This is a genomic window from Pseudomonas monteilii (assembly GCA_001534745.1).
GTDB classification, from domain to species: domain Bacteria; phylum Pseudomonadota; class Gammaproteobacteria; order Pseudomonadales; family Pseudomonadaceae; genus Aquipseudomonas; species Aquipseudomonas alabamensis.
This window is the reverse complement of the sequence record CP013997.1, coordinates 4,446,145-4,470,651: the sequence shown is the minus strand read 5'-3', so window position 1 is coordinate 4,470,651 and position 24,507 is coordinate 4,446,145. Positions and strand designations below refer to the sequence as shown.

Sequence of the window (24,507 nt, the reverse complement as noted above, 5' to 3'; positions counted from 1 at the left end):
TTTATGAGTAACAACCTCGACCAGCTCACCGATTGGTTGAAAGAGCACAAGATCACCGAAGTCGAATGCCTGATCAGCGACCTGACCGGCATCACCCGCGGCAAGATCTCGCCGACCAACAAGTTCATCGCGGAAAAGGGCATGCGCCTGCCCGAGAGCGTGCTGCTGCAGACCGTGACCGGCGACTACGTTGACGACGACATCTATTACGAGCTGCTCGACCCGGCCGACATCGACATGATCTGCCGCCCGGACGAGAACGCCGTCTATCTGGTGCCCTGGGCGATCGAGCCGACCGCGCAGGTGATCCACGACACCTACGACAAGAAAGGCAACCCGATCGAGCTGTCGCCGCGCAACGTGCTCAAGAAGGTGCTCAAGCTCTACACCGACCGTGGCTGGGTGCCGATCGTGGCGCCGGAAATGGAGTTCTACCTGACCAAGCGCAGCGAAGACCCTGACTTCCCGCTGCAACCGCCGATCGGCCGTTCCGGTCGCCCGGAAACCGGTCGTCAGTCGTTCTCCATCGAGGCCGCCAACGAATTCGATCCGTTGTTCGAGGATGTCTACGACTGGTGCGAACTGCAACAGCTGGACCTCGACACGCTGATCCACGAAGACGGCACCGCGCAGATGGAGATCAACTTCCGTCATGGCAACGCCCTGGACCTGGCCGACCAGATCCTGGTGTTCAAGCGCACCATGCGCGAGGCCGCGCTCAAGCACAACGTCGCCGCCACCTTCATGGCCAAGCCCATGACCGGTGAGCCGGGCAGCGCCATGCACATCCACCAGAGCGTGGTCGACGTCAACACCGGCAAGAACATCTTCTCCAACGACGATGGCAGCATGAGCGACCTGTTCCTGCACCACATCGGTGGGCTGCAGAAGTTCATCCCCGAAGCCCTGCCGCTGTTCGCGCCCAACGTCAACTCGTTCCGCCGCTTCCTGCCCGACACCTCGGCGCCGGTCAACGTCGAATGGGGCGAGGAGAACCGAACCGTGGGGCTGCGCGTGCCGGACGCCGGTCCGCAGAGCCGCCGCGTCGAGAACCGCCTGCCGGGCGCCGACGCCAACCCGTACCTGGCGATCGCCGCCAGCCTGCTGTGTGGTTACATCGGCATGGTCGAGGGCATCGCCGCCAGCGCCCCGGTGCAGGGCCGTGGCTACGAGCGCCGCAACCTGCGCCTGCCGCTGACCATCGAGGACGCCCTGGAGCGCATGGAACAGAGCCGCGCGCTCGAGCAGTACCTGGGCAAGAAGTTCATCAGCGGCTACGTGGCCACCAAGCGCGCCGAGCACGAAAACTTCAAACGCGTGATCAGTTCCTGGGAGCGTGAGTTCCTGCTGTTCGCGGTGTGACCCCTTGCCGCCCTGCGGCCGACCGACCTTGGAGGACCCCATGAGCGTCAACGATTCACGAACCCAGCACTGGCAAGCCCTGAGCGGCGAGCATCACCTGGCGCCGTTCAGCGACTATGGCCAGTTGAAGGAAAAAGGCCCGCGCATCATCACCCGTGCCCAGGGCGTGCACCTGTGGGACAGCGAAGGGCAGAAGATCCTCGACGGCATGGCCGGGCTGTGGTGCGTGGCCATCGGCTATGGGCGCGAAGAGCTGGTCGACGCCGCCCAGCGGCAGATGCGCGAGCTGCCCTATTACAACCTGTTCTTCCAGACGGCCCACCCGCCTGCGCTGGAGCTGGCCCACGCCATCACCGAGGTGGCGCCCGAAGGCATGAGCCACGTGTTCTTCACCGGCTCCGGCTCCGAAGGCAACGACACCGTGCTGCGCATGGTTCGTCACTACTGGGCGCTCAAGGGCAAACCGCAGAAGCAGACGCTGATCGGCCGCATCAACGGTTATCACGGCTCGACCGTGGCCGGCGCCAGCCTCGGCGGCATGAGCGGCATGCATGCCCAGGGCGGCCTGCCGATCCCCGGCATCGCGCACATTCCCCAGCCGTATTGGTACGGCGAGGGCGGCGACATGACTCCGGAAGCCTTCGGCATCTGGGCGGCCGAGCAACTGGAACAGAAGATTCTGGAACTGGGCGAGGATCAGGTCGCGGCCTTCATCGCCGAGCCGATCCAGGGCGCCGGTGGGGTGATCATTCCGCCGGACAGCTACTGGCCGAAGATCAAGGAGATTCTCGCCCGCTACGACATCCTGTTCGTCGCCGACGAGGTGATCTGCGGGTTCGGCCGGACCGGTGAGTGGTTCGGCTCGGACTACTATGATCTCAAGCCGGACCTGATGACCATCGCCAAGGGGCTGACCTCCGGCTACATCCCCATGGGCGGTGTGATCGTGCGTGATTCGGTGGCCCAGGTCCTGGCTGAAGGCGGCGAGTTCACGCACGGATTCACCTATTCCGGCCACCCCGTGGCGGCCGCGGTCGGGCTCGAGAACCTGCGCATCCTGCGTGAGGAGCGCATCATCGAGCGCGCCAGAACGGAAACGGCACCCTATTTGCAGCAGCGTCTGCGCGAGCTGGAGGACCACCCGCTGGTCGGCGAAGTGCGCGGCCTGGGGATGCTCGGCGCCATCGAGCTGGTCAAGGACAAGGCAACGCGCAGCCGTTACGAGGGGCAGGGCGTGGGCATGATCTGCCGCAATTTCTGCTTCGCCAACGGGCTGGTGATGCGTGCGGTGGGTGACACCATGATCATCGCGCCGCCCTTGGTGATCAGCCACGAGGAGATCGACGAGCTAGTGGAAAAGGCCCGTCGATGCCTGGACCTGACCTTGCAGTCGCTCGAATGAGCGATTGACCGCTGACGCGTGTTGTAACAGCGGTCGGTAACTTGCCAGACTAACGGGTGTTCCAGCGCTTGCACCCACTGGCCTGGCCGCTGAACAGACGAACTCACGAACAATCCGGAGCAAACGCATGAAGAAATTGGGCAAGACGCTGCTGGCCGCCACCCTCGCAGGTGCAGTGGCCACCGCCGTTCAGGCTGACGACAAGGTCCTGCACGTCTACAACTGGTCGGACTACATCGCTCCGGACACGGTCGCCAAGTTCGAGAAGCAGACCGGCATCAAGGTGGTCTACGACGTCTTCGACAGCAACGAGACCCTGGAAGCCAAGTTGCTGGCGGGCAAGTCCGGCTACGACATCGTCGTGCCGTCGAACAACTTCCTCGCCAAGCAGATCAAGGCCGGCGTCTACCAGGAACTGGACAAGTCCAAGCTGCCGAACTGGAAGAACTTGGACCAGGACCTGCTCAAGGCCGTCGGCGACGCCAGCGACAAGGACAACAAGCACGCCTTCCCTTACATGTGGGGCTCGATCGGCATCGGCTACAACCCCGAGAAGGTCAAGGCCGCGCTGGGCGTGGACAAGATCGACTCGTGGGACGCGGTGTTCAAGCCCGAGAACATGGAGAAGCTCAAGAGCTGCGGCGTGAGCTTCCTCGATGCGCCGACCGAGATGATCCCGGCCGCGCTGCACTACCTGGGCAAGCCGACCGACAGCAAGGACAAGGGCGACCTGAAGGCCGCCGAAGACCTGTTCCTGAAAATCCGTCCGTCGGTGGCCTACTTCCACTCGTCCAAGTACATCTCGGACCTGGCCAACGGCAACATCTGCGTCGCCGTCGGCTACTCGGGCGACCTGGAGCAGTCCAAGGCCCGTGCCGCCGAAGCCGGTGGCAAGGTCAAGCTCGACTACGTGATTCCGAAGGAAGGTGCCGGCACCTTCTACGACATGGTCGCCGTGCCCAAGGATGCCGAGAACGTCGAGGCCGCGTACAGCTTCATGAACTTCCTCATGCAACCGGAAATCATGGCCGAGATCACCAACGCCGTGCGCTTCCCCAACGGCAACAAGGCAGCCACGCCGCTGGTGGACAAGGACATCTCGGGCGATCCGAGCATCTATCCCTCCGATGACGTGAAGAAAAAGCTCTACGCGATCAGCGACCAGGAGCCTGCCACTCTGCGCCTGATCACCCGTAGCTGGACCAAGATCAAGTCGGGCAAGTAACCGTTCGAAAGGTCCACCTCGCCTGGCCGCGCCAGGTCAGGTGGACCCTCGGGATAAATAAGTTTGCGACAGCGGAGCTGCGAAGGTAAGTTGCGCGCCGGTTTGGCGTATGCGGCAGCGTGCGTTGCGACCACATGCACTCATTGTGAGGACCAACCCTTGTCCATTTCTGTATTTCGCAAGGCCCTGGTGGCCAGTGCGGGTCTGACGCTGGCTCTCGGCGTCCAAGCGGCGCCCACGGTGCACCTGTACAACTGGTCGGACTACATCGGGCCCAACACCCTCGCGGACTTCGAAAAGGACACTGGCATCACGCCGGTGCAAGATGTCTTCGATTCCAACGAAACCCTGGAAGGCAAGCTGCTTGCCGGTCGTACCGGCTACGACGTGGTGGTGCCGTCCAACCATTTCCTGGGCAAGCAGATCAAGGCCGGCGCGTTCATGAAGCTCGACCGCACCCTGCTGCCCAACTACGCCAACCTCGACCCGGCGTTGATGAAGCGCCTGGAAAAGAACGATCCCGGCAATCAATATGCCGTGCCTTACCTCTGGGGCACCAACGGCATCGGCTACAACGTCGAGAAGGTCAAGGCCGCCCTGGGCGTGGACACGATCGACTCGTGGGCCGTGCTGTTCGAACCCGAGAACATGAAGAAGCTCTCCCAGTGCGGCGTGGCCTTCCTCGACTCGGCGGACGAAATGCTGCCGGCGGTGCTCAACTACCTGGGCCTCGACCCCAACAGCACCAATCCCAAGGACTACCAGAAGGCCGAGCAGAAGCTGCTCGCGGTCCGTCCGTACGTGACCTACTTCCACTCCTCCAAGTACATCACCGACCTGGCCAATGGCGACATCTGCGTCGCCGCCGGCTTTTCGGGCGACGTGTTCCAGGCCAAGGCCCGGGCCGAAGAGGCGAAGAAGGGCGTCAAGCTGGCGTACGCCATTCCCAAGGAGGGTGGCAACCTCTGGTTCGACGTGCTGGCGATCCCCAAGGACGCCAAGAACGCCAAGCAAGCGCATGCCTTGATCGACTATCTGTTGAAACCCGAGGTCATCGCACAGGTCAGCGACTATGTCGGGTACGCGAACCCCAACCTCAAGGCCGGCGAACTGATGGATCAGGACGTGTACAAGGACCCGGCGGTCTACCCGCCGCAGGCCGTGCTGGACAGGATGTTCGTCAACGCCGAGCTGCCACCGAAGGTGCAACGACTGATGACCCGTAGCTGGACCAAGGTCAAGTCGGGCAAATAATCATCCGGGCCCGCCATCACAGGGGCGGGCCTTAGCAAATCTTGTTGGGAGTTTCATTCATGGCAGTTGCCTCCGGTGCCTCCAAGCCCCCCCTTGACGGTGGTGTCCAGCCCAAACAGGTGCTGGTCAAGATCGACCGCGTCACCAAGAAGTTCGACGAGACCGTCGCGGTCGACGATGTGTCGCTGGAGATCCGCAAGGGCGAGATCTTCGCCCTGCTGGGTGGTTCGGGCTCGGGCAAGTCGACCCTGCTGCGCATGCTGGCCGGGTTCGAGCGCCCGACCGAAGGCCGCATCTACCTCGACGGCGTCGACATCACCGACCTGCCGCCCTACGAGCGGCCGATCAACATGATGTTCCAGTCCTATGCGCTGTTCCCGCACATGAGCGTGGAGCAGAACATCGCCTTCGGCCTGCAGCAGGACAAGATGCCCAAGGCCGAGATCCAGGCCCGCGTGGCCGAGATGCTCAAGCTGGTGCACATGACCCAGTACGCTCGGCGCAAGCCGCACCAGCTTTCCGGTGGCCAGCGCCAGCGGGTGGCCCTGGCGCGTTCGCTGGCCAAGCGGCCCAAGCTGTTGCTGCTCGACGAACCCATGGGCGCGCTGGACAAGAAGCTGCGCTCGCAGATGCAGCTGGAACTGGTGGAAATCATCGAGCGGGTCGGCGTGACCTGCGTGATGGTCACCCACGACCAGGAAGAGGCCATGACCATGGCCCAGCGCATCGCCATCATGCACCTGGGCTGGATCGCCCAGATCGGCAGCCCGGTGGACGTCTACGAGACCCCCACCAGCCGCCTGGTGTGCGAGTTCATCGGCAGTGTCAACCTGTTTGAGGGTGAGGTGGTCGACGATGCCGAAGGCCATGCCCTGATCGCCAGCCCCGAGCTGGAGCGCAACATCTACGTCGGCCACGGGGTCTCCACCTCGGTCGAGGACAAGCACATCCTCTACGCGCTGCGGCCCGAGAAACTGCTGGTCACGACCGAGCAGCCGACCGACGATTACAACTGGTCCCACGGCAAGGTGCACGACATCGCCTACCTGGGCGGCCACTCGGTGTTCCACGTGCAGCTGCCCAGCGGCAAGATCGTCCAGTCGTTCGTGGCCAACGCCGAACGCCAGGGCGCGCGCCCGACCTGGGGCGACCAGGTCTACGTCTGGTGGGAGAACGACAGCGGCGTGGTACTGCGCTCATGAAGATCCGCAAGCTCAAGCGAGCGTTCAAGCGCCTGACGCCTGACGGGCGGCAGCTGGTGATCGGCGTGCCGTTCCTCTGGCTGTTCCTGTTCTTCCTGCTGCCGTTCTTCATCGTCCTGAAGATCAGCTTCGCCGAAGCCGACGTGGCGATTCCGCCGTATACCGAGGTCTTCAGCTACCTCGACGACAAGCTGCAGGTGGTGCTGAACCTGGCCAACTATGGCCTGCTCGGCGAGGACGAGCTGTACCTGGCGGCCTACCTGGGTTCGCTGAAGATGGCCTTCGTCAGCACCCTGCTGTGCCTGTTGATCGGCTACCCGATGGCCTACGCCATCGCCAACGCCCGCAAGGAGACCCAGACCGTCCTGTTGCTGCTGATCATGATGCCGACCTGGACGGCGATCCTGATTCGGGTGTACGCCTGGATGGGCATTCTCAGCAACAACGGCCTGCTCAACAGCTTCCTGATGTGGCTGGGGCTGATCGACCAGCCGCTGCAGATCCTCAACACCAACCTGGCGGTGTACATCGGCGTGGTCTATTCGTACCTGCCGTTCATGATCCTGCCGCTGTTCGCCAACCTGGTGAAGCATGACCAGAGCCTGCTCGAGGCGGCTTCGGACCTGGGTTCGAGCACCTTCAACAGCTTCTGGAAGATCACCGTGCCGCTGTCGAAGAACGGCATCATCGCCGGCTGCATGCTGGTGTTCATCCCGGTGGTAGGCGAGTTCGTCATCCCCGAGCTGCTCGGCGGGCCGGAAACCCTGATGATCGGCAAGGTGCTGTGGCAGGAGTTCTTCAACAACCGTGACTGGCCGGTGGCTTCCGCGCTGGCGGTGGTGATGCTGGCGATCCTGATCGTGCCGATCCTGCTGTTCAACCGCAGCCAGGCCAAAGAGATGGAGGGCAAGGCATGAAGCGCTTTGGTTTCTCGAAGCTGATGCTGGTGCTGGGCCTGCTGTTCATCTACCTGCCGATGCTGATTCTGGTGATCTACTCGTTCAACGCCTCCAAGCTGGTGACGGTCTGGGGCGGCTGGTCGGTGAAGTGGTATGTCGGCCTGCTCGACAACACCCAGCTGATGGGGTCGGTCATGCGCTCGCTGGAGATCGCGCTGTACACCGCGGTCGCGGCCGTGGCGCTGGGCACCATGGCCGCCTTCGTCATGACCCGCATCCGCCGCTTCAAGGGCCGCACGCTGTTCGGCGGCCTGGTGACCGCGCCGCTGGTCATGCCCGAGGTGATCACCGGTCTGTCGCTGTTGCTGCTGTTCGTGGCCATGGCACAGATGATCGGCTGGCCGCAGGAGCGCGGCATCATGACCATCTGGATCGCCCACACCACGTTCTGCTCGGCCTACGTGGCAGTGGTGGTGTCGGCACGCCTGCGCGAGCTGGACCTGTCCATCGAGGAGGCGGCCATGGACCTGGGTGCGCGGCCGTGGAAGGTGTTCTTCCTGATCACCATTCCGATGATCGCGCCCTCCCTGGCAGCGGGCGGCATGATGTCGTTCGCCCTGTCACTGGATGACCTAGTGCTGGCCAGCTTCGTGTCCGGGCCCGGCTCGACCACCTTGCCGATGGAAGTGTTCTCGGCAGTGCGCCTTGGCGTGAAGCCCGAGATCAACGCCGTGGCCAGCCTGATCCTGCTGTCGGTGTCGCTGGTGACCTTCTGCGTCTGGTTCTTCAGCCGCCGTGCCGAAGAGCGTCGGCGCAAGGCCATCCAGCAGGCCATCGAGGAAGGTGCGGCGGCCAACGCCGCGGCGCCATCGGTCAAGCGCGCCAGTATCGCGCCGGTCTGAGCCTGAACGACCCTGGGGGGTTCGAGCGCGCCCCCCTTGCCAAGCAGTGGCGGTTGACCTCGAGCAGGGATATCGCCTCTTCAGCCGCGCCTTTCCCCACTTCTCCACATCCCTCTTGAATCCCGCCGCCCATCATGGAACCCTCACCCGGGCCATCAGTCCATGATCTGATCAATTCGACATACGCAAGGAGCCGGCATGAAAGTAGCGCGTGCGCTAGGGGGGCTGGGCCTCGGAGTGCTGTTCGTGCTGGCCGGCTGCGACAAGCAGACCGCTGAGCCGCATCACCCGCGGGTGGGGGTGCAACGGGCCACGTCCGACGCCTTCGCGGCGACCGTCACGTTGACAGGGGACATCCAGGCGCGGGTGCAGACCGACCTGTCGTTCCGCGTGGGCGGCAAGATCATCTCGCGCAGCGTCGACGTCGGTGACCACGTCAAGGCCAACCAGGTGCTGGCGCGACTGGACCCCAAGGACCTGCAGAACAACGTCGCCTCGGCCAAGGCGGAAGTCTTCGCTGCCCAGGCACGGGTCGCCCAGACCAGCGCGGCGTTCGTGCGCCAGCAGAAACTGCTGCCCAAGGGTTATACCAGCCAGAGCGAGTACGACACCGCCGAAGCGTCGCAACGCAGCAGCCAGAGCGCGCTCAAGGCCGCCCAGGCGCAGTTGGCCAATGCCCAGGAACAGCTCGGCTACACCGCGCTGGTGTCCGAGGCCGATGGCGTCATCACCGCACGCCAGGCCGAAGTGGGCCAGGTGGTGCAGGCCACCATGCCGATCTTCAGCCTGGCCCGCGATGGCGAGCGCGATGCGGTGTTCAACGTCTACGAATCGCTGCTGGGCGCGCCCGACAGTGACAAGCGCCTTACCGTACGCCTGCTGGACGATCCGGCCGTGGTTGCCGACGGCCAAGTGCGCGAGATCACCCCGACCGTCTCCCAGCAGACCGGCACCGTTCAGGTCAAGGTCGCCCTGCGCGACGTGCCCGAGCGCATGCAGCTCGGCTCGCTGGTGACCGCCACGGCCAAGGGCCAGGGCACGCCGAGCATCGAGCTGCCGTGGTCGGCCCTGAGCAAGACCGTGCACACGCCGGCGGTCTGGGTAGTGGGCGAGGGTGACAAGGTGGACCTGCGCGAGGTCAGCATCGCCCGTTACCTGACCGGCAGCATCGTCATCGACAAGGGCTTGAAAGGGGATGAAGAGGTGGTCGTGACCGGCGCGCAATTGCTGCACCCCGGCATGCAGGTCGAGAAGGTGGCCGTGAAGAAAGATGTCGAGAAGCCGGGAGGGCTGGCGCCATGATGCGTCTGGCATGGACGTTGTGCATGGGGGTGGCGCTGACGCTGGTCGGCTGCTCCGACAAGGAAGAAAAACCCGACCCGGTGCGCCCGGTGCTGTCGGTGGAAGTCCAACCCCAGTTGCAGTCGCAGCTGGGCCGCTTCGCCGGCACCATCCAGGCGCGCTACGAGAGCACCTTGGGCTTTCGGGTACCCGGACGCATCGCCCGTCGCTGGGTCGATGTCGGTGCCCAGGTCAAGGCCGGGCAGGTCCTGGCGTCGCTGGACCCCACCGACCAGCAGAACCAGTTGCGCGCCGCCGAAGGCGACCTGGCGCGCATCCAGGCCCAGTGGATCAATGCCAAGGCCAACGCCAACCGTCAGCAGCAGCTGTACGACCGTGGCGTCGGTGCCCAGGCGCAACTGGACATCGCCCAGACCGACCTGAAGACCTCGGGCGCCTCGCTCGAGCAAGCACGTTCGTCGGTCAGCCAAGCACGTGACCAGCTCAGCTACAGCGAGCTGCGCAGCGATCACGCGGCCGTGGTCACCGAGTGGCAGGCCGAAGCCGGGCAGACCGTCGGCGCCGGGCAGGCCGTGGTGACCCTGGCCCGGCCCGACGTCAAGGAGGCGGTTATCGATCTGCCGACCTCCCTGGCCGAGCAGCTGACGCCGGCGCTGGTCTTCACCGTGTCCTCGCAACTGAACCCTGCCATCAGCACTACGGCCACCCTGCGTGAGCTGGAGCCCCGGGCCGATGCCACGACCCGTACCCGCCGCGCGCGCCTGACCCTGGCCGACACGCCGGCCGGGTTCCACCTGGGCACCGCGATCAGCGTGAGCCTGACCCAGGCCGTGTCCCCCCGCAGCGAGCTGCCCCGCACGGCGCTGCTCGAGCGCGAGGGCAAGACCCAGGTGTGGGTCGTGGACACTGAACAGGACACCGTCTCGTTGCGCGACGTCACCCTGATCGAGCGGCACGACGACAGCATCGTCGTGAGCGACGGTGTGCAGCCGGGCGAGCGCGTGGTCACTGCCGGCGTCAACAGCCTCAAACAAGGCCAGAAGGTCATCGTCGAGAAGGAATCCACCCGATGAAAGGCAGTTTCAACCTCTCGGAGTGGGCGCTGAAGCACCAATCCTTCGTCTGGTACCTGATGTTCGTCGCGCTGTTGATGGGCGTGTTCTCGTACATGAACCTGGGCCGTGAGGAAGACCCCTCGTTCACCATCAAGACCATGGTCATCCAGACCAGTTGGCCGGGCGCGACCCAGGACGAGACCCTGCTGCAGGTCACCGACCGCATCGAGAAGAAGCTCGAGGAGCTGGACTCGCTCGACTACGTCAAGAGCTACACCCGTCCGGGCGAATCCACGGTCTTCGTCTACCTGCGCGATACCACCCAGGCGGAGGACATTCCGCAGATCTGGTACCAGGTGCGCAAGAAGATCAACGACATCCGTGGCGAATTCCCCAAAGGCATTCAAGGGCCAGGCTTCAACGACGAATTCGGCGACGTGTTCGGCTCGATCTATGCCTTCACCGCCGACGGCCTGTCCCTGCGGCAGCTGCGCGACTACGTGGAGCAGGTGCGCGCCGAAGTCCGCGAAGTGGACAACCTCGGCAAGGTCGAGCTGATCGGTCTGCAGGACGAGGTGCTGTACCTGAACTTCTCCACCCGCCGGCTGGCGGCCCTGGGGATCGACCAGCGCCAGGTCATGCAGGCGCTCCAGGCGCAGAACGCCGTGACGCCGGCAGGCGTGATCGAGGCCGGGCCGGAGCGCATCTCGGTGCGTACCTCCGGCCAGTTCGCCTCGGAAAAGGACCTGCAAGCCGTCAACCTGCGCATCAACGACCGCTTCTACCGTCTGGCCGACATTGCCGAGATCGAACGCGGCTACGAAGACCCGCCTGCCCCGATCTTCCGCTACAACGGCCAGACCGCGCTGGGCCTGGCGATCGGCATGAAGAAGGGCGGCAACGTGCAGTCGTTCGGCAAGGCCCTCAAGGAGAAGATGGAGCAGGTCGAGGCGCAGCTGCCGGTCGGTGTGGGCGTACACACCGTGTCGGATCAGTCGCTGGTGGTCGAGGACGCCGTGGGCGGCTTCACCAGTGCCCTGTTCGAGGCCGTGATCATCGTGCTGGTGGTCAGCTTCGTCAGCCTGGGGATTCGCGCGGGCCTGGTGGTGGCCTGCTCGATCCCGCTGGTGCTGGCGATGGTCTTCGTGTTCATGGAGTACAGCGGCATCACCATGCAGCGGATTTCGCTGGGCGCGTTGATCATCGCCCTCGGCCTGCTGGTGGACGATGCCATGATCACCGTGGAGATGATGGTCACACGCCTCGAGAAGGGCGAGAGCAAGGAGGACGCGGCGACCTACGCCTACACCTCGACCGCCTTCCCGATGCTTACCGGCACCCTGGTGACCGTCGCGGGCTTCGTGCCGATCGGCCTGAACGCCAGCTCGGCGGGGGAGTACACCTTCACGCTGTTCGCGGTGATCGCCGTCGCCTTGCTGGTCTCCTGGGTGGTGGCGGTGTTCTTCGCGCCGGTGCTGGGCGTGCACATCCTGAGCAAGAACGTGAAGAAGCCCGACGAGAAACCGGGCCGTGTCGGTCGCGCCTTCGAAGGCAGCCTGGTGTGGTGCATGCGTCACCGCTGGCTGACCATCATCGGCACCGTGGTGCTGTTCGCCCTGGCGCTGTTCAGCATGCGCTTCGTGCAGAACCAGTTCTTCCCTTCGTCCGACCGGCCGGAAATCCTGGTCGACCTGAACCTGCCGCAGAACGCCTCGATCAAGGAAACCCGCCGTGTGGTGGACAGCCTCGAGGCGACGCTCAAGGACGATCCGCAGATCGCCCACTGGAGCACCTACATCGGCCAGGGCGCGGTGCGCTTCTACCTGCCGCTCGACCAGCAGTTGCAGAACCCGTACTACGCGCAGTTGGTGATCGTCAGCACTGGCCTCGAAGAACGCAACGAACTCATCGGCCGCCTCAAGGAGCGCCTGCGCAAGGACTTCGTCGGTATCGGCACCAACGTCCAGTCCCTGGAGATGGGCCCGCCGGTCGGGCGTCCCATCCAGTACCGCATCAGCGGCAAGGACATCGACCAGGTGCGCAAGCACGCCATCGAGCTGGCGACCCTGCTCGACGGTAACCCCAACGTCGGCGAGATGATCTACGACTGGAACGAGCCAGGCAAAGTGCTGCGCGTGGACATCGCCCAGGACAAGGCCCGTCAGCTGGGGCTGTCGTCCGAGGATGTGGCCAATGTGATGAACAGCATCGTCAGTGGTGCACCGGTCACCCAGGTCAACGACGAGATCTACCTGATCAACGTCGTGGCGCGGGCCCAGGACAGCGAACGTGGCTCGCCGGAAACCTTGCAGAACCTGCAGATCGTCAACCCCAGCGGTGTTTCCATTCCTCTGCTGGCGTTCGCCACGATCCGCTACGAGATGGAGCAGCCTCTGGTCTGGCGCCGCGACCGCAAGCCGACCATCACCCTCAAGGCGTCGGTCAACGGCGACATGCAGCCGACCGACCTGGTGGCCGAACTCAAGCCGAAGATCGATGAGTTCGCCAGCAAGCTGCCGACCGGCTACGAGGTCGCCACGGGTGGTACCGTCGAGGAAAGCGGCAAGGCCCAGGGGCCGATCGCGCAGGTGATCCCGCTGATGCTGTTCCTGATGGCGACCTTCCTGATGATCCAGCTGCACAGCGTGCAGAAGCTGTTCCTGGTGATCAGCGTGGCGCCGCTCGGCCTGATCGGTGTGGTACTGGCGCTGGTGCCGACCGGTACACCCTTGGGCTTCGTGGCGATTCTCGGCATTCTGGCGCTGATCGGCATCATCATCCGCAACTCGGTGATCCTGGTGACCCAGATCGATGCCTACGAGCGCGATGGCTACACGCCCTGGCAGGCCGTACTGGAAGCCACCAACCACCGGCGCCGTCCCATCCTGCTGACGGCCGCTGCCGCCAGCCTGGGCATGATCCCGATCGCCCGCGAGGTCTTCTGGGGGCCGATGGCCTACGCCATGATCGGCGGCATCGTCAGCGCCACCTTGCTGACCCTGCTGTTCCTGCCGGCCCTGTACGTGGCCTGGTACCGCATCAAGGAAGACGACGGCGATCAGAAAGGCGCTGCGGACAGCCCGTCGCAACCGGCGAGTGGCAAGTCGTAAGCGGCGAGCTGAAAGAGAGAGCGGATCGATATCGGCCTGAAGGGTATCGATCCGCGCTGACGTCCTTGAGAGGGGGCTTGCTCGCGATATAGGTGGCGCCTGACAGGGCCCTATCGCGGGCAAGCCCGCTCCCACAAGCTGCCTGAGCAGCCTTCCATGCGCTGCTTGCGCAGATCCATGCACCGGCAGGCTGGCGATCTGGGTGTAGGAGCTATACATCGGCAGGCTGGCGATCTGGGTGTAGGAGCTATACACCGACAGGCTGGCGATTTAGGTGTAGGAGCTATACACCGACAGGCTAGCGACCTAAGTGTGGGAGCTGGCTTGCCAGCGATAGGGCCCTGTCAGGCGGTGAACGAATGTCAGGCGCGATCAGCTTGCTGCTAATCGCTAACAGCTTCTCCCTTCCTCTTCCCATACCTATATTTCAGTTATATAAAAATTCTTAAATAGTATTTTTAAGAATAAATCCTGCTGGCTACTATTCGCTCACGCCAGGCCGCTCTTCCTCATGCTGCCCGGCACTTCGACTCAAGGGAGAACGAGCATGAGTGCATCACTGCGTAGCGTCGACGGTCAGGACGAAGCCACCCTTCTGCGCGAGATCCAGAACGCGCTGCGGGACCTGCGGTTCGGCGCGGTGGAGATCACCGTGCACAACGCCCAGGTCGTGCAGATCGAGCGCAAGGAAAAATTCCGCCTGCAACAGCCTGGCAACAAGTCCGGCTGATCCTGCCCCCATCCAATTAGAACAAACGCCATCCGGGAGCTTCACCATGTCCATCCGCCGTTATGCGCTCGCCGCCTTGGCCAGTGCCGTGTTTGCCGGTTCCGCCATCGCCAAGGACTACGAGCTGCTGAACGTGTCCTACGACCCGACCCGTGAGTTGTATCAGCAGTACAACGCCGAGTTCGTCAAGCACTGGCAGGCCAGTCACCCGGACGACACGGTCAAGATCCAGCAGTCCCATGGCGGCTCGGGCAAGCAGGGGCGGGCGGTCATCGATGGGTTGCGGGCCGATGTGGTGACCCTGGCCCTGGCCGGCGACATCGACGAGATCGCCAAGCTCGGCAAGACCCTGCCGGCCGACTGGCAGACACGCCTGCCGGACGCCAGCACGCCGTACACCTCCACCATCGTGTTCCTGGTGCGCAAGGGCAACCCCAAGGGCATTAAGGACTGGGGCGACCTGATCAAGCAGGACGTCTCGGTGATCACCCCGAATCCGAAGACCTCCGGCGGTGCCCGCTGGAACTTCCTGGCGGCCTGGGCCTATGGCCTGAAGAGCGGGGGTAGCGAAGACAAGGCCAAGGCTTACGTCCAGGAGTTGTTCAAGCACGTCCCGGTGCTGGACACCGGCGCGCGCGGCTCGACCATCACCTTCGTCAACAATGGCCAGGGCGACGTCCTGCTGGCCTGGGAGAACGAAGCCTTCCTGGCCCTCAAGGAAGACGGGGGCGCCGACAAGTTCGAGATCGTCGTGCCATCGCTGTCGATCCTGGCCGAGCCACCGGTGGCCGTGGTCGACAAGAACGCCGAGAAGAAGGGCAACACCGAGATCGCCACCGAATACCTCAAGCACCTGTACAGCCCGGCTGGGCAGACCATCGCCGCGCAGAACTTCTACCGTCCGCGCGACGAGAAGGTCGCCGCCGAGTTCGGCAAGCAGTTCCCGACCCTCGAGCTGGTCACCATCGACAAGGACTTCGGCGGCTGGAAGACGGCCCAGCCGAAATTCTTCAACGACGGTGGGGTGTTCGACCAGATCTACCAGGCACAATGAGCCGTGCCTGATCCACGCGATACCCTTCAGTAGCCTGCACCGGCCCGGGAATGTTCCCGGGCTTCGTGCGTTCAACCAGGGACTCTTATGTCACGACGCATTTCCCCTGTCATACCCGGCTTCGGGCTGACACTGGGCTACACCTTGGTGTACCTCAGCCTGATCGTTCTCATTCCCTTGGCGGCCATGTTCGTGCACGCCGCGCAGCTGACCTGGGATCAGTTCTGGGCCATCGTCAGCGCCCCGCGGGTGATCGCCGCGCTCAAGCTGAGCTTCGGTACCGCGCTGTGCGCCGCGCTCATCAACGGCGTCATCGGCACACTGCTGGCCTGGGTGCTGGTGCGCTACACCTTCCCGGGCCGCAAGATCATCGACGCGATGATCGACCTGCCGTTCGCCTTGCCCACCGCCGTTGCCGGCATCGCCCTGACGGCGCTGTACGCACCGGCAGGCTGGGTGGGGCAGTTCGCCACCGACCTGGGCCTCAAGATCGCCTACACCCCGCTCGGCATCACCCTGGCCCTGACCTTCGTCACCCTGCCGTTCGTGGTGCGCACCGTGCAGCCGGTCCTGGCCGACATCCCCCGTGAAGTCGAGGAGGCTGCCGCCTGCCTGGGTGCCCGGCCCCTGCAGGTGTTTCGCCACGTGCTGGCCCCGGCCCTGCTGCCGGCCTGGCTGACCGGCTTCGCCCTGGCGTTCGCGCGAGGGGTCGGCGAGTACGGCTCGGTGATCTTCATCGCCGGCAACATGCCGATGAAGACCGAGATCCTGCCGCTGCTGATCATGGTCAAGCTCGACCAGTACGACTACACCGGCGCGACGGCCATCGGCGTGCTGATGCTGGTGGTGTCCTTCATCCTGCTGCTGCTGATCAACCTGCTGCAGCGCCGCATCGAAACCCCTTGAAGGAAGGCTCGGCCATGTCCCGTTCGACCCTGAACGCCGCCACGGCGGCCAATGCCGCCCGGCGCGGCAGCGCCACCTCGCGGCGCATCCTGATTTTCCTCGCCTGGCTGGTGTTCGCGCTGTTCCTGGCGTTGCCGCTGGTGATCGTCGTGTCCCAGGCGCTGAAGAACGGCTTCGGCACGTTCTTCGAGGCGATCTTCGAGCCCGATGCGTTGGCCGCCCTGCGCCTGACCCTGCTCGCGGTGGCCATCTCCGTCCCGTTGAACCTGGTGTTCGGCGTCTGCGCTGCCTGGTGCGTGAGCAAGTACACGTTCACCGGCAAGAGCATCCTGGTGACCCTGATCGACCTGCCGTTCTCGGTCTCGCCGGTGATCGCCGGCCTGGTCTACGTGCTGATGTTCGGCGCCCAGGGCCTGCTCGGCCCGTGGCTGCAGGACCACGACATCCAGATCGTCTTCGCCCTGCCGGGCATCGTCCTGGCGACCATCTTCGTCACCGTGCCGTTCGTGGCGCGCGAACTGATCCCGCTGATGCAGGAGCAGGGCACGCAGGAAGAGGAGGCCGCGCGCCTGCTCGGTGCCAATGGCTGGCAGATGTTCTGGCATGTGACCGTGCCGAACATCAAGTGGGGCCTGATCTACGGCGTGGTGCTGTGCACGGCGCGGGCCATGGGCGAGTTCGGTGCGGTGTCGGTGGTGTCCGGGCACATCCGCGGCGTGACCAACACCTTGCCGCTGCATGTCGAGATCCTCTACAACGAATACAACCACGTCGCGGCGTTCAGCGTGGCCAGCCTGCTGCTGATCCTGGCGCTGTTCATCCTGCTGCTCAAGCAGTGGAGCGAATCCCGAATCAACCGTCTGCGCCATGCCGCAGCGGAGGACTAATCCATGTCGATCGAAGTGCGTAACGTCAGCAAGCGTTTCAACAGTTTCCAGGCCCTGGATGCCATCAACCTGGACATCAACAGCGGAGAGCTGGTGGCCTTGCTCGGCCCCTCCGGTTGCGGCAAGACGACCCTGTTGCGGATCATCGCTGGGCTGGAGACCCCGGACCAGGGCAGCATCGTGTTCCATGGCGAGGATGTGTCCGGCCATGACGTGCGCGATCGCAACGTCGGGTTCGTGTTCCAGCACTATGCGCTGTTCCGGCACATGAGCGTGTTCGACAACGTCGCCTTTGGCCTGCGTATGAAGCCCAAGGGCGAGCGTCCGAACGAGACCCGCATCGCCGAGAAGGTCCATGAGCTGCTGGGCATGGTGCAGCTCGACTGGCTGGCCGATCGCTACCCCGAGCAACTGTCCGGGGGACAGCGCCAGCGTATCGCCCTGGCCCGTGCGCTGGCGGTCGAGCCCAAGGTGCTGCTACTCGACGAGCCGTTCGGCGCGCTCGATGCCAAGGTGCGCAAGGAGCTGCGGCGCTGGCTGGCACGCCTGCACGAGGACATCAACCTGACCTCGGTCTTCGTGACTCATGATCAGGAGGAAGCCATGGAGGTGGCCGACCGGATCGTGGTGATGAACAAGGGCGTGATCGAGCAGATCGGCTCGCCGGGGGAGGTCTACGAGAAGCCGGCCAACGATTTCGTCTACCACTTCCTGGGGGATTCCAACCGCTTGAGCCTGAGCGAAGGCCACCATGTGCTGTTCCGACCACACGAGGTTTCCCTGTCGCGTCATGAACTCGAAGGCCATCATCCGGCCGAAGTGCGCGACATTCGTCCCCTGGGGGCCACCACGCGGGTCACGCTCAAGGTGGAAGGGCAAAGCGAGCTGATCGAGGCCGAAGTGGTCAAGGACCATGACAGCCTCACCGGGCTCGCTCGGGGCGAGATGCTGTTCTTCAAGCCGAAGGTCTGGCAGAAGCTGACGGGCGCCTGACGCGCTTTCCAGGGCGCCTGGAGCCCTTTCAAAGGGGCTCCAGGTGCGATGTGACGAACGCTTCGCTGGGCCGAAAAGCAGGCGAAAGGCTCGCCTTCATATATTCCTAAAAAGCCTAGATATAAGTTTAAATATTCCTTCCAGAGATAAGCTGTTGGCGTTGATGATTCAGCCATGCGCAGGCCTTCACGACCTTCCATGAACTGCATCACGAACCCCGGGAGTTTGATCAATGGGTAATGTCCAGTCGGCCATCAGGGCCTATGACCCACCGAGGCGCCCAGCGCCTGGTGACTTGGTCGAGCTGGGACGTACGCTGCGTCTACCGCTGCTGCACCTGCGTCTGCAACGCACGCCGAACAGCGGCATGAAACGGCGTGACGTCATCGTGCTGGGCCTGCTGGTGCTGGCGCTGCACGGTGCAGTCGCCTACTGGGTCTATCAGGCGCCGACGCCCCCGCTGCCCGTCGAGCCGCCGAAGGTTCCACCCATGACCATCGAGTTCGCCGCGCCGGCGCCGCCCGTGGTCGAGCCACCGCCACCTGTGCCTGTCGAGCCGCCACCGCCGCCACCGCCACCGCCTGTGGTCGATGAGTTGGCTGCCAAGCCTGCGCCCAAGCCCGTTCCCAAACCCAAGCCTGTGCCCAAGCCCGCCCCTAAACCTGTGGCCAAGCCCACGCCGCCGCCTGCAAAGCCCGTCCAGGCACCGCCGCCCGTGGCTGCGCCTGCACCACCGGCACCGGCACCGGCAAAGCCGGCCCCCGTGACACCGGCATCGGCCAATGCGGCCTACCTGAAGAATCCAGCACCCGACTACCCGCAGCTGGCACAGCGTCGCGGTTGGGAAGGCACGGTAACCCTGCGGGTCGAGGTATTGCCCAGTGGCAAGCCAGGCCAGATCCAGGTCCAGAAAAGCAGCGGCCGAAACGTGCTGGACGAGGCTGCCCTGGCCGCCGTCAAGCGCTGGAGCTTCGTGCCTGCCAAACAGGGCGAGATCGCCCAGGTCGGCTGGGTCAGCGTGCCCATCGATTTCACCCTTCGTTAATTCGCACCCCTTGGAACGACCCTTCGGAGCATCATGACCATGAGTGTACTGGCATCCCCCCTCGCATCTGTCGAAAGCGCCGTCATCTGGCTGCTGATCGTCTTTTCCATTGCGACCTGGGCACTGGCCCTGATCAAGGTCGTGCAGTTCGCCCGCCTGAAGAACCAGGACAAGCGCTTCCACACGCAGTTCTGGGCCGCGTCCAGCCTCGACGCCGCCGCCGAGCCGAGCCATGAGTTGCCGGGGCCTGCCGCACGCGTGGCGCAGTCCGGCTATGCCGCCATTGCCGTCGGCGAGCCTGCCCACGCCAGTGACCTGAGCCAGGCCATCAACCATCAGGACCGTCTGGAGCGCGCGCTGCGCCAGCAGATCGTCCGCGAACGACGCTCGTTGGAAACCGGTCTGGCCGTGGTCGCCAGTATCGGCAGTACCTCGCCGTTCATCGGCCTGTTCGGCACGGTCTGGGGCATCATGGAGGCGCTCAAGGGCATCAGCGCGGCCGGCTCGGCAAGCCTTGAAACCGTCGCCGGCCCGATCGGTGCGGCACTGGTGGCCACCGGGGTCGGGATCGCGGTCGCCGTCCCGGCCGTGCTGGTCTACAACTACTTCCTGCGCCGCCTCAAGCTGACCGCCGCCGACCTCGACGACTTCGCCCATGACTTCTACAGCCTGGCCCAGAAAAGTGCGTTCCGCGTGCTGGTCCACCCTGCCGTGCACCGTGCCCAGGCAGGCTTCACCCAACCGGTGAAGGAGGCGTCCTGACATGGCCTTTTCGACCCAGGACAGCGATGAAGTCCTCAGCGAGATCAACGTCACGCCCTTGGTGGACGTCATGCTGGTGCTGCTGGTGGTGTTTATCGTCACCGCGCCGCTGCTGACCAACGCCATCCCGATCAACCTGCCCAAGACCGAGGCCGTGGCGCCGGTCGAACAGAAGGAGCCGCTGGTCGTGAGCATCGATGGCAGCGGCCAGCTGTTCATCAACAAGGACCAGATCGAACCTGACGCGCTCGAAGCGACGCTCAAGACGGCCAAGGGCAAGGACGCCGAAGTGCGCGTGCAGCTGCAGGCCGACGATGGCGTCAACTATGGCGAGGTGGCCCGGGCGATGGCGGCCATCGAACGCGCCGGGATCACCAAGTTGGCGGTGATCACTGCACGGTAAAGAACACATTTCTCCAGGCAAGGGTTTTGGGGCCATCGTCGCACTGCGGCGTGGCCTCTTTTCTTACCGGCGATGCAGCCGCTGGTCGATCAGGCTGACTCGCATGGGCATCCACCAGTGCAGGCTGTGTGAAACGCTAAGGACCAGCACAGAGATCTGGAGTGACTTCACATTGTGTGGGAGCCACTGTCTTTTTCTACTCGGCACATGCCTGACCGCATGGGCTGATGTGTGCGCTTAGCCGCGACACAGGCGGCGCCTGACAGGGCCCTATCGCTGGCAAGCCAGCTCCCACCCAGACCTCTGTAGCCGTCGGTGCAGGTGTGGCTGCGCAAGCAGCTTGTGGAAGCAACTGTCTTTTCTACTTGGCACATGCCCGACCGCATGCGGCGCCTGACAGGGCCCTATCGCTGGCAAGCCAGCTCCCACCCAGACCTCTGTAGCCGTCAGTGCGGGTGTGGCTGCGCAAGCAGCTTGTGGGAGCGGGCTTGCCCGCGATGAAGCCGCCGCTATCGAAAGCCAGTACTTCGTTCATGTTCATTTAGGTTATTAACAAATAGCTTCTTATTCCTTTACGCTCAAAGCAGCGCCTTTATACTGACTACTAAGCACGCAAAACCTCAGTGGAGGCGTCCCCCATGCGCAACGAATCCATTCGCTACCTCATTGTGCCGGGTTGGCAAGGATCGCCAGACAATCATTGGCAAAGCCATTGGCAACGCAGCCTGCCCAACAGCCTGCGCGTCGAGCAGCGCGATTGGCTCACGCCCCAGCGCCATGAGTGGGTGCGTACGCTGGAGCAGGCCATCGATGCCGAGCCTTCGCCCGTGATCCTGATTGCCCACAGCCTGGGTTGCATCACCGTCGCGCAGTGGGCAGCCCAGGCCAGCCCGCGCCTGCTGCGTCGGGTGCAGGGGGCCTTGCTGGTGGCACCGGCCGACGTCGAGCGTCCGGCCTGTGCGCCTGCCTTGCGCAACTTCGCACCGATCCCTCTGCAGCGGCTGCCTTTCCCCAGCCAGGTGGTCAGTTCCGACAACGATCCGGCGGTCAGCGTCCCGCGTGCCTTGTACCTGGCACGGGCCTGGGGTGCGGAAACCGGGCTGCTGTCCAATGCCGGTCACATCAACGTCAGGTCGGGCCATGAACGCTGGGAACAGGGTTTCGCCTACCTTTACCGCCTGCAAAGCCGTATCGAACAGCGCGGTCTGCGTCGCGCCTGAAGCGTTTTCATCCGTCGATGCCACAACGCCCGGTCCTCGTGTCCAGGGCGGGAGTTCGTCATGAGTGTGCACCCTGTTTTCGGCCAGCCTCTGCTGACCTTCCCCGAGCTGGACAAGAGCCCGCTGAGCATTCGCGCCAAGGCCCTGGTGTTCGTCGATCCGCGCTCCCGTGCGTTGCGTGAGCGACTCGAGCAGGTGGCGCGCTTGCCGCTACCCGTGCTGATTCGCGGCGAGACCGGCACCGGCAAGGAGCTGCTGGCCCGGCAGGTCCATCGCGCCAGCGACCGAGCCGGGCTGTTCGTCTCGGTCAATTGCGCGGCCATCAGCCCGACCTATGCCGATGCCGAACTGTTCGGCTACACCGCCGGCGCCCAGGGCGGTACGGCCAGCAGCCGCGCAGGCTGGTTCGGCTCGGCCAACGGCGGCACCTTATACCTGGACGAGATCGCCGACCTGCCGCTGACGATCCAGGCCAAACTGTTGGCCGCGCTGGAACACCGGGAAGTCACGCGTGTGGGCGCTGCCCATCCGTTGCCGGTCGACGTTCGCCTGGTGGCCGCCTCCAGCATCGACCTGTCCAAGGCGGTTGCGGCAGGTCGATTCAATGAACGGTTGTACCAGTCCCTGCACGAGGGCGAACTCGAGCTGCCGGCCCTGCGTGAGCGGGTCGGCGACATCCTGCCGTTGGCCGACTACTTCGTCGGCATCTACAGTGCGCGCCTGGGCCGTCCCCTGCCGTTGATCGGCGAGGCCGCCCAGTTGGCTCTCGAAGCCCACACCTGGCCAGGCAACACGCGGGAACTGGAAAACGTCATTCACTTTGCGCTGCTGGTGGGGCAGGGCGATGAAGTATTGCCGGAGCACCTCGGGCTACCCGATACCGCGCCCTTGGCCAGTCTGGAAACCGTACTCGAGCAACTGACGCAGGTGCGCGAGCCGTCTACGGTCGAAGGGGTACGCCGTGTGTTGGAAGCCGCGTTGGCGCGTTTGCCAGGTCAATGAAGCACAGGATCTGAGATGAAACCAAATGGAATATAGAGGCAACTAAAAGATATTACTGAGTAATAAAAATTACAGGTATTGTCCGCACACTCTCCTTTGGCTCGCCGCTTCAGCGGCATTCGTTGTGCAAGGATCTCCCATGAAAAACACCCTGCTGTTGACCGCCCTCGCTGCCGCGCTGTCCCTGAGCTCCCTGGCCCAGGCCGCCGAGAAGCTGATCGTGGCCGCCACCCCCGTGCCGCACGCCGAGATCCTCGAACTGGTCAAGCCGACCCTGGCCAAGGAAGGCGTGGACCTGGAGATCAAAGTCTTCACCGACTACGTCCAGCCCAACGTGCAGGTCGACCAGAAGCGTCTGGATGCCAACTACTTCCAGACCCTGCCGTACCTCAAGAGCTTCAACGAAGGCAAGGGCACCCACCTGGAAACCGTGGTCGGCGTGCACGTCGAACCCTTCGGCGGCTACTCCAAGAAGGTCAAGAGCCTGGACGAGCTGAAGGATGGCGCGACCGTGGCCATTCCCAACGAAGGCAGCAACAGTGGCCGTGCGTTGATTCTGCTGCAGAAGGCCGGGCTGATCACCCTGAAGGACCCGAAGAACGCCCTGGCCACGCCCAAGGACATCGCCGAGAACCCTAAAAAGCTGAAATTCCGCGAACTGGAATCGGCCATGCTGCCGCGTGTGCTGGATCAGGTCGACCTGGACATGATCAACACCAACTACGCCCTCGAAGCCGGCCTGAACCCGGCCAAGGACGCCCTGGTGATCGAAGGCAGCGACTCGCCTTACGTGAACTTCCTGGTCGCCCGTCCTGACAACAAGGACAGCGACGCCATGCAGAAACTGGCCAAGGCGCTGACCAGCCCGGAAGTGAAGGCGTTCATCGAGAAGAAATACCAGGGCGCGGTGTTGCCAGCGTTCTGATGGTCGTGTGACACCTGTCGAATGAATGATCGGGGCCGCCATGCGGCCCCTTTGTTTTGAAACGATGCGGAGGGCTTGAATCCAGGCGTGCGCCTTTTCATGCCTCTTCCTCGTCGACCAATCGCCTGACGTAGTCTCCTTTCGAATTGATCACGGCTTTGTAGACCCCTACGGCCACCGAGGCCTCGGCGTCGATCGGGCCGATGCTACCGTTGTCGATGGCGAGCACTTGGCAGCCGGGGATGAACATCAGCAGCGGTGAATGCGTCGCGATGATGAACTGGGCACCTTGCCCGGCGAGTTCGACGATACGCAGGATGAACGCCAACTGACGCGTGGGGGACAACGACGCTTCCGGCTCGTCGAGCAGGTACAGGCCGTTGGGTTTGAAGCGATAGGTATACAACGCCTCCATGGCTTCGCCGTGGGATTGCGCGTGCAGATCCTTGCCGCCGTAGTACGTGGAAATCTTCGCATCGAAACTCGGCGCTTCATCAAGCCGGCGCACCTCGGTGTTGAGGTTGTAGAACGTCTCGGCACGGTAAAAGAACAGGTCTTTTTCCTTACGGTAACCCTTCGATAACGTAACGTGCTCGAACAGCTCGGAGTGCGTGGCCTCGGTTTGGAAACGAAAGTTCCGACCCCCACCCTCGGCATTGCAGCCCAGCTTGATCGCGAGGGCCTCGAGCAACGTGGACTTGCCACTTCCGTTTTCTCCGGTGATGACGGTAATGCGATGGGTAAAGGTCAGCGGGAACAGGTTTTCCATGAAGGTTGGAGGTGCAGCGTCGGCTTTGAGGCGTACGTCGATCAGGAGGGGGCTCATGGTGGCGCTCCTGGGCGCGTTGAAAATCTCAGTAAGGCTAA

The 24,507-nt window shown here is 63.8% G+C and carries 22 protein-coding genes; 21 read left to right on the top strand and 1 reads right to left on the bottom strand.

All coding sequences use genetic code 11. The features are described from left to right. Positions 1 to 3: 3 nt before the first annotated feature. The 21 genes from APT63_19150 to APT63_19050 all read left to right on the top strand — a co-directional run bounded on the left by APT63_19150 (position 4) and on the right by APT63_19050 (position 23,640). A complete protein-coding gene (locus APT63_19150; protein ID AMA47583.1) occupies positions 4 to 1,362 on the top strand; it encodes a glutamine synthetase in 1,359 nt (452 codons plus the stop codon). Positions 1,363 to 1,402: 40 nt separating this feature from the next. Further along, positions 1,403 to 2,764, top strand: coding sequence for an aminotransferase (locus APT63_19145; protein AMA47582.1), 1,362 nt, complete (start codon positions 1,403 to 1,405; stop codon positions 2,762 to 2,764). A 127-nt stretch (positions 2,765 to 2,891) separates the two neighbouring features. Further along, a complete protein-coding gene (locus APT63_19140; GenBank protein AMA47581.1) occupies positions 2,892 to 3,989 on the top strand; it encodes a spermidine/putrescine ABC transporter substrate-binding protein in 1,098 nt (365 codons plus the stop codon). A gap of 159 nt (positions 3,990 to 4,148) precedes the next feature. Further along, entirely contained in the window at positions 4,149 to 5,243 is a 1,095-nt protein-coding gene (locus APT63_19135) for an ABC transporter substrate-binding protein (GenBank protein ID AMA47580.1), read from the top strand. Between the two features lie 59 nt (positions 5,244 to 5,302). Continuing rightward, a complete protein-coding gene (locus APT63_19130; protein ID AMA47579.1) occupies positions 5,303 to 6,445 on the top strand; it encodes a transporter in 1,143 nt (380 codons plus the stop codon). Then, complete coding sequence (locus APT63_19125; protein ID AMA47578.1) at positions 6,442 to 7,362, top strand: spermidine/putrescine ABC transporter permease; 921 nt, start codon at positions 6,442 to 6,444, stop codon at positions 7,360 to 7,362. Before APT63_19130 ends, APT63_19125 begins: the two co-directional genes overlap by 4 nt. Then, complete coding sequence (locus tag APT63_19120; GenBank protein ID AMA47577.1) at positions 7,359 to 8,246, top strand: spermidine/putrescine ABC transporter permease; 888 nt, start codon at positions 7,359 to 7,361, stop codon at positions 8,244 to 8,246. The genes APT63_19125 and APT63_19120 overlap by 4 nt, the downstream gene beginning before the upstream one ends. A 198-nt stretch (positions 8,247 to 8,444) precedes the next feature. Beyond that, entirely contained in the window at positions 8,445 to 9,548 is a 1,104-nt protein-coding gene (locus APT63_19115) for an efflux transporter periplasmic adaptor subunit (GenBank protein ID AMA47576.1), read from the top strand. Continuing rightward, on the top strand, positions 9,545 to 10,621 hold the full coding sequence (locus APT63_19110; GenBank protein ID AMA47575.1) for an efflux transporter periplasmic adaptor subunit: 1,077 nt from the start codon (positions 9,545 to 9,547) through the stop codon (positions 10,619 to 10,621). The genes APT63_19115 and APT63_19110 overlap by 4 nt, the downstream gene beginning before the upstream one ends. Continuing rightward, the gene (locus tag APT63_19105) at positions 10,618 to 13,713 is read left to right on the top strand and encodes an ACR family transporter (GenBank protein AMA47574.1); all 3,096 of its coding nucleotides are present in this window, start codon (positions 10,618 to 10,620) and stop codon (positions 13,711 to 13,713) included. Before APT63_19110 ends, APT63_19105 begins: the two co-directional genes overlap by 4 nt. Before the next feature lie 547 nt (positions 13,714 to 14,260). Further along, complete coding sequence (locus APT63_19100; protein AMA47573.1) at positions 14,261 to 14,443, top strand: hypothetical protein; 183 nt, start codon at positions 14,261 to 14,263, stop codon at positions 14,441 to 14,443. 46 nt (positions 14,444 to 14,489) lie between these two features. Continuing rightward, positions 14,490 to 15,497 carry an ABC transporter permease gene (locus tag APT63_19095; protein ID AMA47572.1) on the top strand — a complete coding sequence of 336 codons (1,008 nt, stop codon included), beginning with the start codon at positions 14,490 to 14,492 and terminating at the stop codon, positions 15,495 to 15,497. 87 nt (positions 15,498 to 15,584) lie between these two features. Further along, a complete protein-coding gene (locus APT63_19090) occupies positions 15,585 to 16,403 on the top strand; it encodes a sulfate ABC transporter permease (protein ID AMA47571.1) in 819 nt (272 codons plus the stop codon). A 14-nt stretch (positions 16,404 to 16,417) separates the two neighbouring features. Next, entirely contained in the window at positions 16,418 to 17,290 is an 873-nt protein-coding gene (locus tag APT63_19085; protein AMA47570.1) for a sulfate ABC transporter permease, read from the top strand. A 3-nt stretch (positions 17,291 to 17,293) separates the two neighbouring features. Continuing rightward, positions 17,294 to 18,283 carry a sulfate ABC transporter ATP-binding protein gene (locus APT63_19080; protein ID AMA47569.1) on the top strand — a complete coding sequence of 330 codons (990 nt, stop codon included), beginning with the start codon at positions 17,294 to 17,296 and terminating at the stop codon, positions 18,281 to 18,283. A 232-nt stretch (positions 18,284 to 18,515) separates the two neighbouring features. After that, positions 18,516 to 19,328: an energy transducer TonB gene (locus APT63_19075; GenBank protein ID AMA47568.1), complete on the top strand. Its 813-nt coding sequence runs from the start codon at positions 18,516 to 18,518 to the stop codon at positions 19,326 to 19,328. A gap of 39 nt (positions 19,329 to 19,367) precedes the next feature. Beyond that, entirely contained in the window at positions 19,368 to 20,090 is a 723-nt protein-coding gene (locus APT63_19070; GenBank protein AMA47945.1) for a biopolymer transporter ExbB, read from the top strand. Position 20,091: 1 nt separating this feature from the next. Continuing rightward, a complete protein-coding gene (locus APT63_19065) occupies positions 20,092 to 20,493 on the top strand; it encodes a biopolymer transporter ExbD (protein AMA47567.1) in 402 nt (133 codons plus the stop codon). A 638-nt stretch (positions 20,494 to 21,131) separates the two neighbouring features. Then, the gene (locus APT63_19060; GenBank protein ID AMA47566.1) at positions 21,132 to 21,713 is read left to right on the top strand and encodes an alpha/beta hydrolase; all 582 of its coding nucleotides are present in this window, start codon (positions 21,132 to 21,134) and stop codon (positions 21,711 to 21,713) included. Positions 21,714 to 21,773: 60 nt separating this feature from the next. Then, positions 21,774 to 22,715 (top strand): Fis family transcriptional regulator, encoded by a 942-nt coding sequence (locus APT63_19055; GenBank protein AMA47565.1) that lies wholly within the window; start codon positions 21,774 to 21,776, stop codon positions 22,713 to 22,715. A gap of 139 nt (positions 22,716 to 22,854) precedes the next feature. Next, positions 22,855 to 23,640 (top strand): methionine ABC transporter substrate-binding protein, encoded by a 786-nt coding sequence (locus APT63_19050; protein ID AMA47564.1) that lies wholly within the window; start codon positions 22,855 to 22,857, stop codon positions 23,638 to 23,640. Between the two features lie 97 nt (positions 23,641 to 23,737). Here the strand turns inward: APT63_19050 and APT63_19045 are convergent, their stop codons facing one another. Then, a complete protein-coding gene (locus APT63_19045; protein ID AMA47563.1) occupies positions 23,738 to 24,466 on the bottom strand; it encodes an ABC transporter in 729 nt (242 codons plus the stop codon). Between the last annotated feature and the right edge of the window lie 41 nt (positions 24,467 to 24,507).

Coding starts and splice junctions, on each gene's coding strand:
- APT63_19140 (AMA47581.1), top strand. CDS start 2,892: ATGAAGAAATTGGGCAAGACGCTGCTGGCCGCCACCCTCGCAGGTGCA.
- APT63_19095 (AMA47572.1), top strand. CDS start 14,490: ATGTCCATCCGCCGTTATGCGCTCGCCGCCTTGGCCAGTGCCGTGTTT.
- APT63_19090 (AMA47571.1), top strand. CDS start 15,585: ATGTCACGACGCATTTCCCCTGTCATACCCGGCTTCGGGCTGACACTG.
- APT63_19105 (AMA47574.1), top strand. CDS start 10,618: ATGAAAGGCAGTTTCAACCTCTCGGAGTGGGCGCTGAAGCACCAATCC.
- APT63_19060 (AMA47566.1), top strand. CDS start 21,132: ATGCGCAACGAATCCATTCGCTACCTCATTGTGCCGGGTTGGCAAGGA.
- APT63_19065 (AMA47567.1), top strand. CDS start 20,092: ATGGCCTTTTCGACCCAGGACAGCGATGAAGTCCTCAGCGAGATCAAC.
- APT63_19045 (AMA47563.1), bottom strand. CDS start 24,466: ATGAGCCCCCTCCTGATCGACGTACGCCTCAAAGCCGACGCTGCACCT.
- APT63_19085 (AMA47570.1), top strand. CDS start 16,418: ATGTCCCGTTCGACCCTGAACGCCGCCACGGCGGCCAATGCCGCCCGG.
- APT63_19120 (AMA47577.1), top strand. CDS start 7,359: ATGAAGCGCTTTGGTTTCTCGAAGCTGATGCTGGTGCTGGGCCTGCTG.
- APT63_19115 (AMA47576.1), top strand. CDS start 8,445: ATGAAAGTAGCGCGTGCGCTAGGGGGGCTGGGCCTCGGAGTGCTGTTC.
- APT63_19055 (AMA47565.1), top strand. CDS start 21,774: ATGAGTGTGCACCCTGTTTTCGGCCAGCCTCTGCTGACCTTCCCCGAG.
- APT63_19150 (AMA47583.1), top strand. CDS start 4: ATGAGTAACAACCTCGACCAGCTCACCGATTGGTTGAAAGAGCACAAG.
- APT63_19100 (AMA47573.1), top strand. CDS start 14,261: ATGAGTGCATCACTGCGTAGCGTCGACGGTCAGGACGAAGCCACCCTT.
- APT63_19110 (AMA47575.1), top strand. CDS start 9,545: ATGATGCGTCTGGCATGGACGTTGTGCATGGGGGTGGCGCTGACGCTG.
- APT63_19080 (AMA47569.1), top strand. CDS start 17,294: ATGTCGATCGAAGTGCGTAACGTCAGCAAGCGTTTCAACAGTTTCCAG.
- APT63_19050 (AMA47564.1), top strand. CDS start 22,855: ATGAAAAACACCCTGCTGTTGACCGCCCTCGCTGCCGCGCTGTCCCTG.
- APT63_19145 (AMA47582.1), top strand. CDS start 1,403: ATGAGCGTCAACGATTCACGAACCCAGCACTGGCAAGCCCTGAGCGGC.
- APT63_19070 (AMA47945.1), top strand. CDS start 19,368: ATGAGTGTACTGGCATCCCCCCTCGCATCTGTCGAAAGCGCCGTCATC.
- APT63_19125 (AMA47578.1), top strand. CDS start 6,442: ATGAAGATCCGCAAGCTCAAGCGAGCGTTCAAGCGCCTGACGCCTGAC.
- APT63_19130 (AMA47579.1), top strand. CDS start 5,303: ATGGCAGTTGCCTCCGGTGCCTCCAAGCCCCCCCTTGACGGTGGTGTC.
- APT63_19075 (AMA47568.1), top strand. CDS start 18,516: ATGGGTAATGTCCAGTCGGCCATCAGGGCCTATGACCCACCGAGGCGC.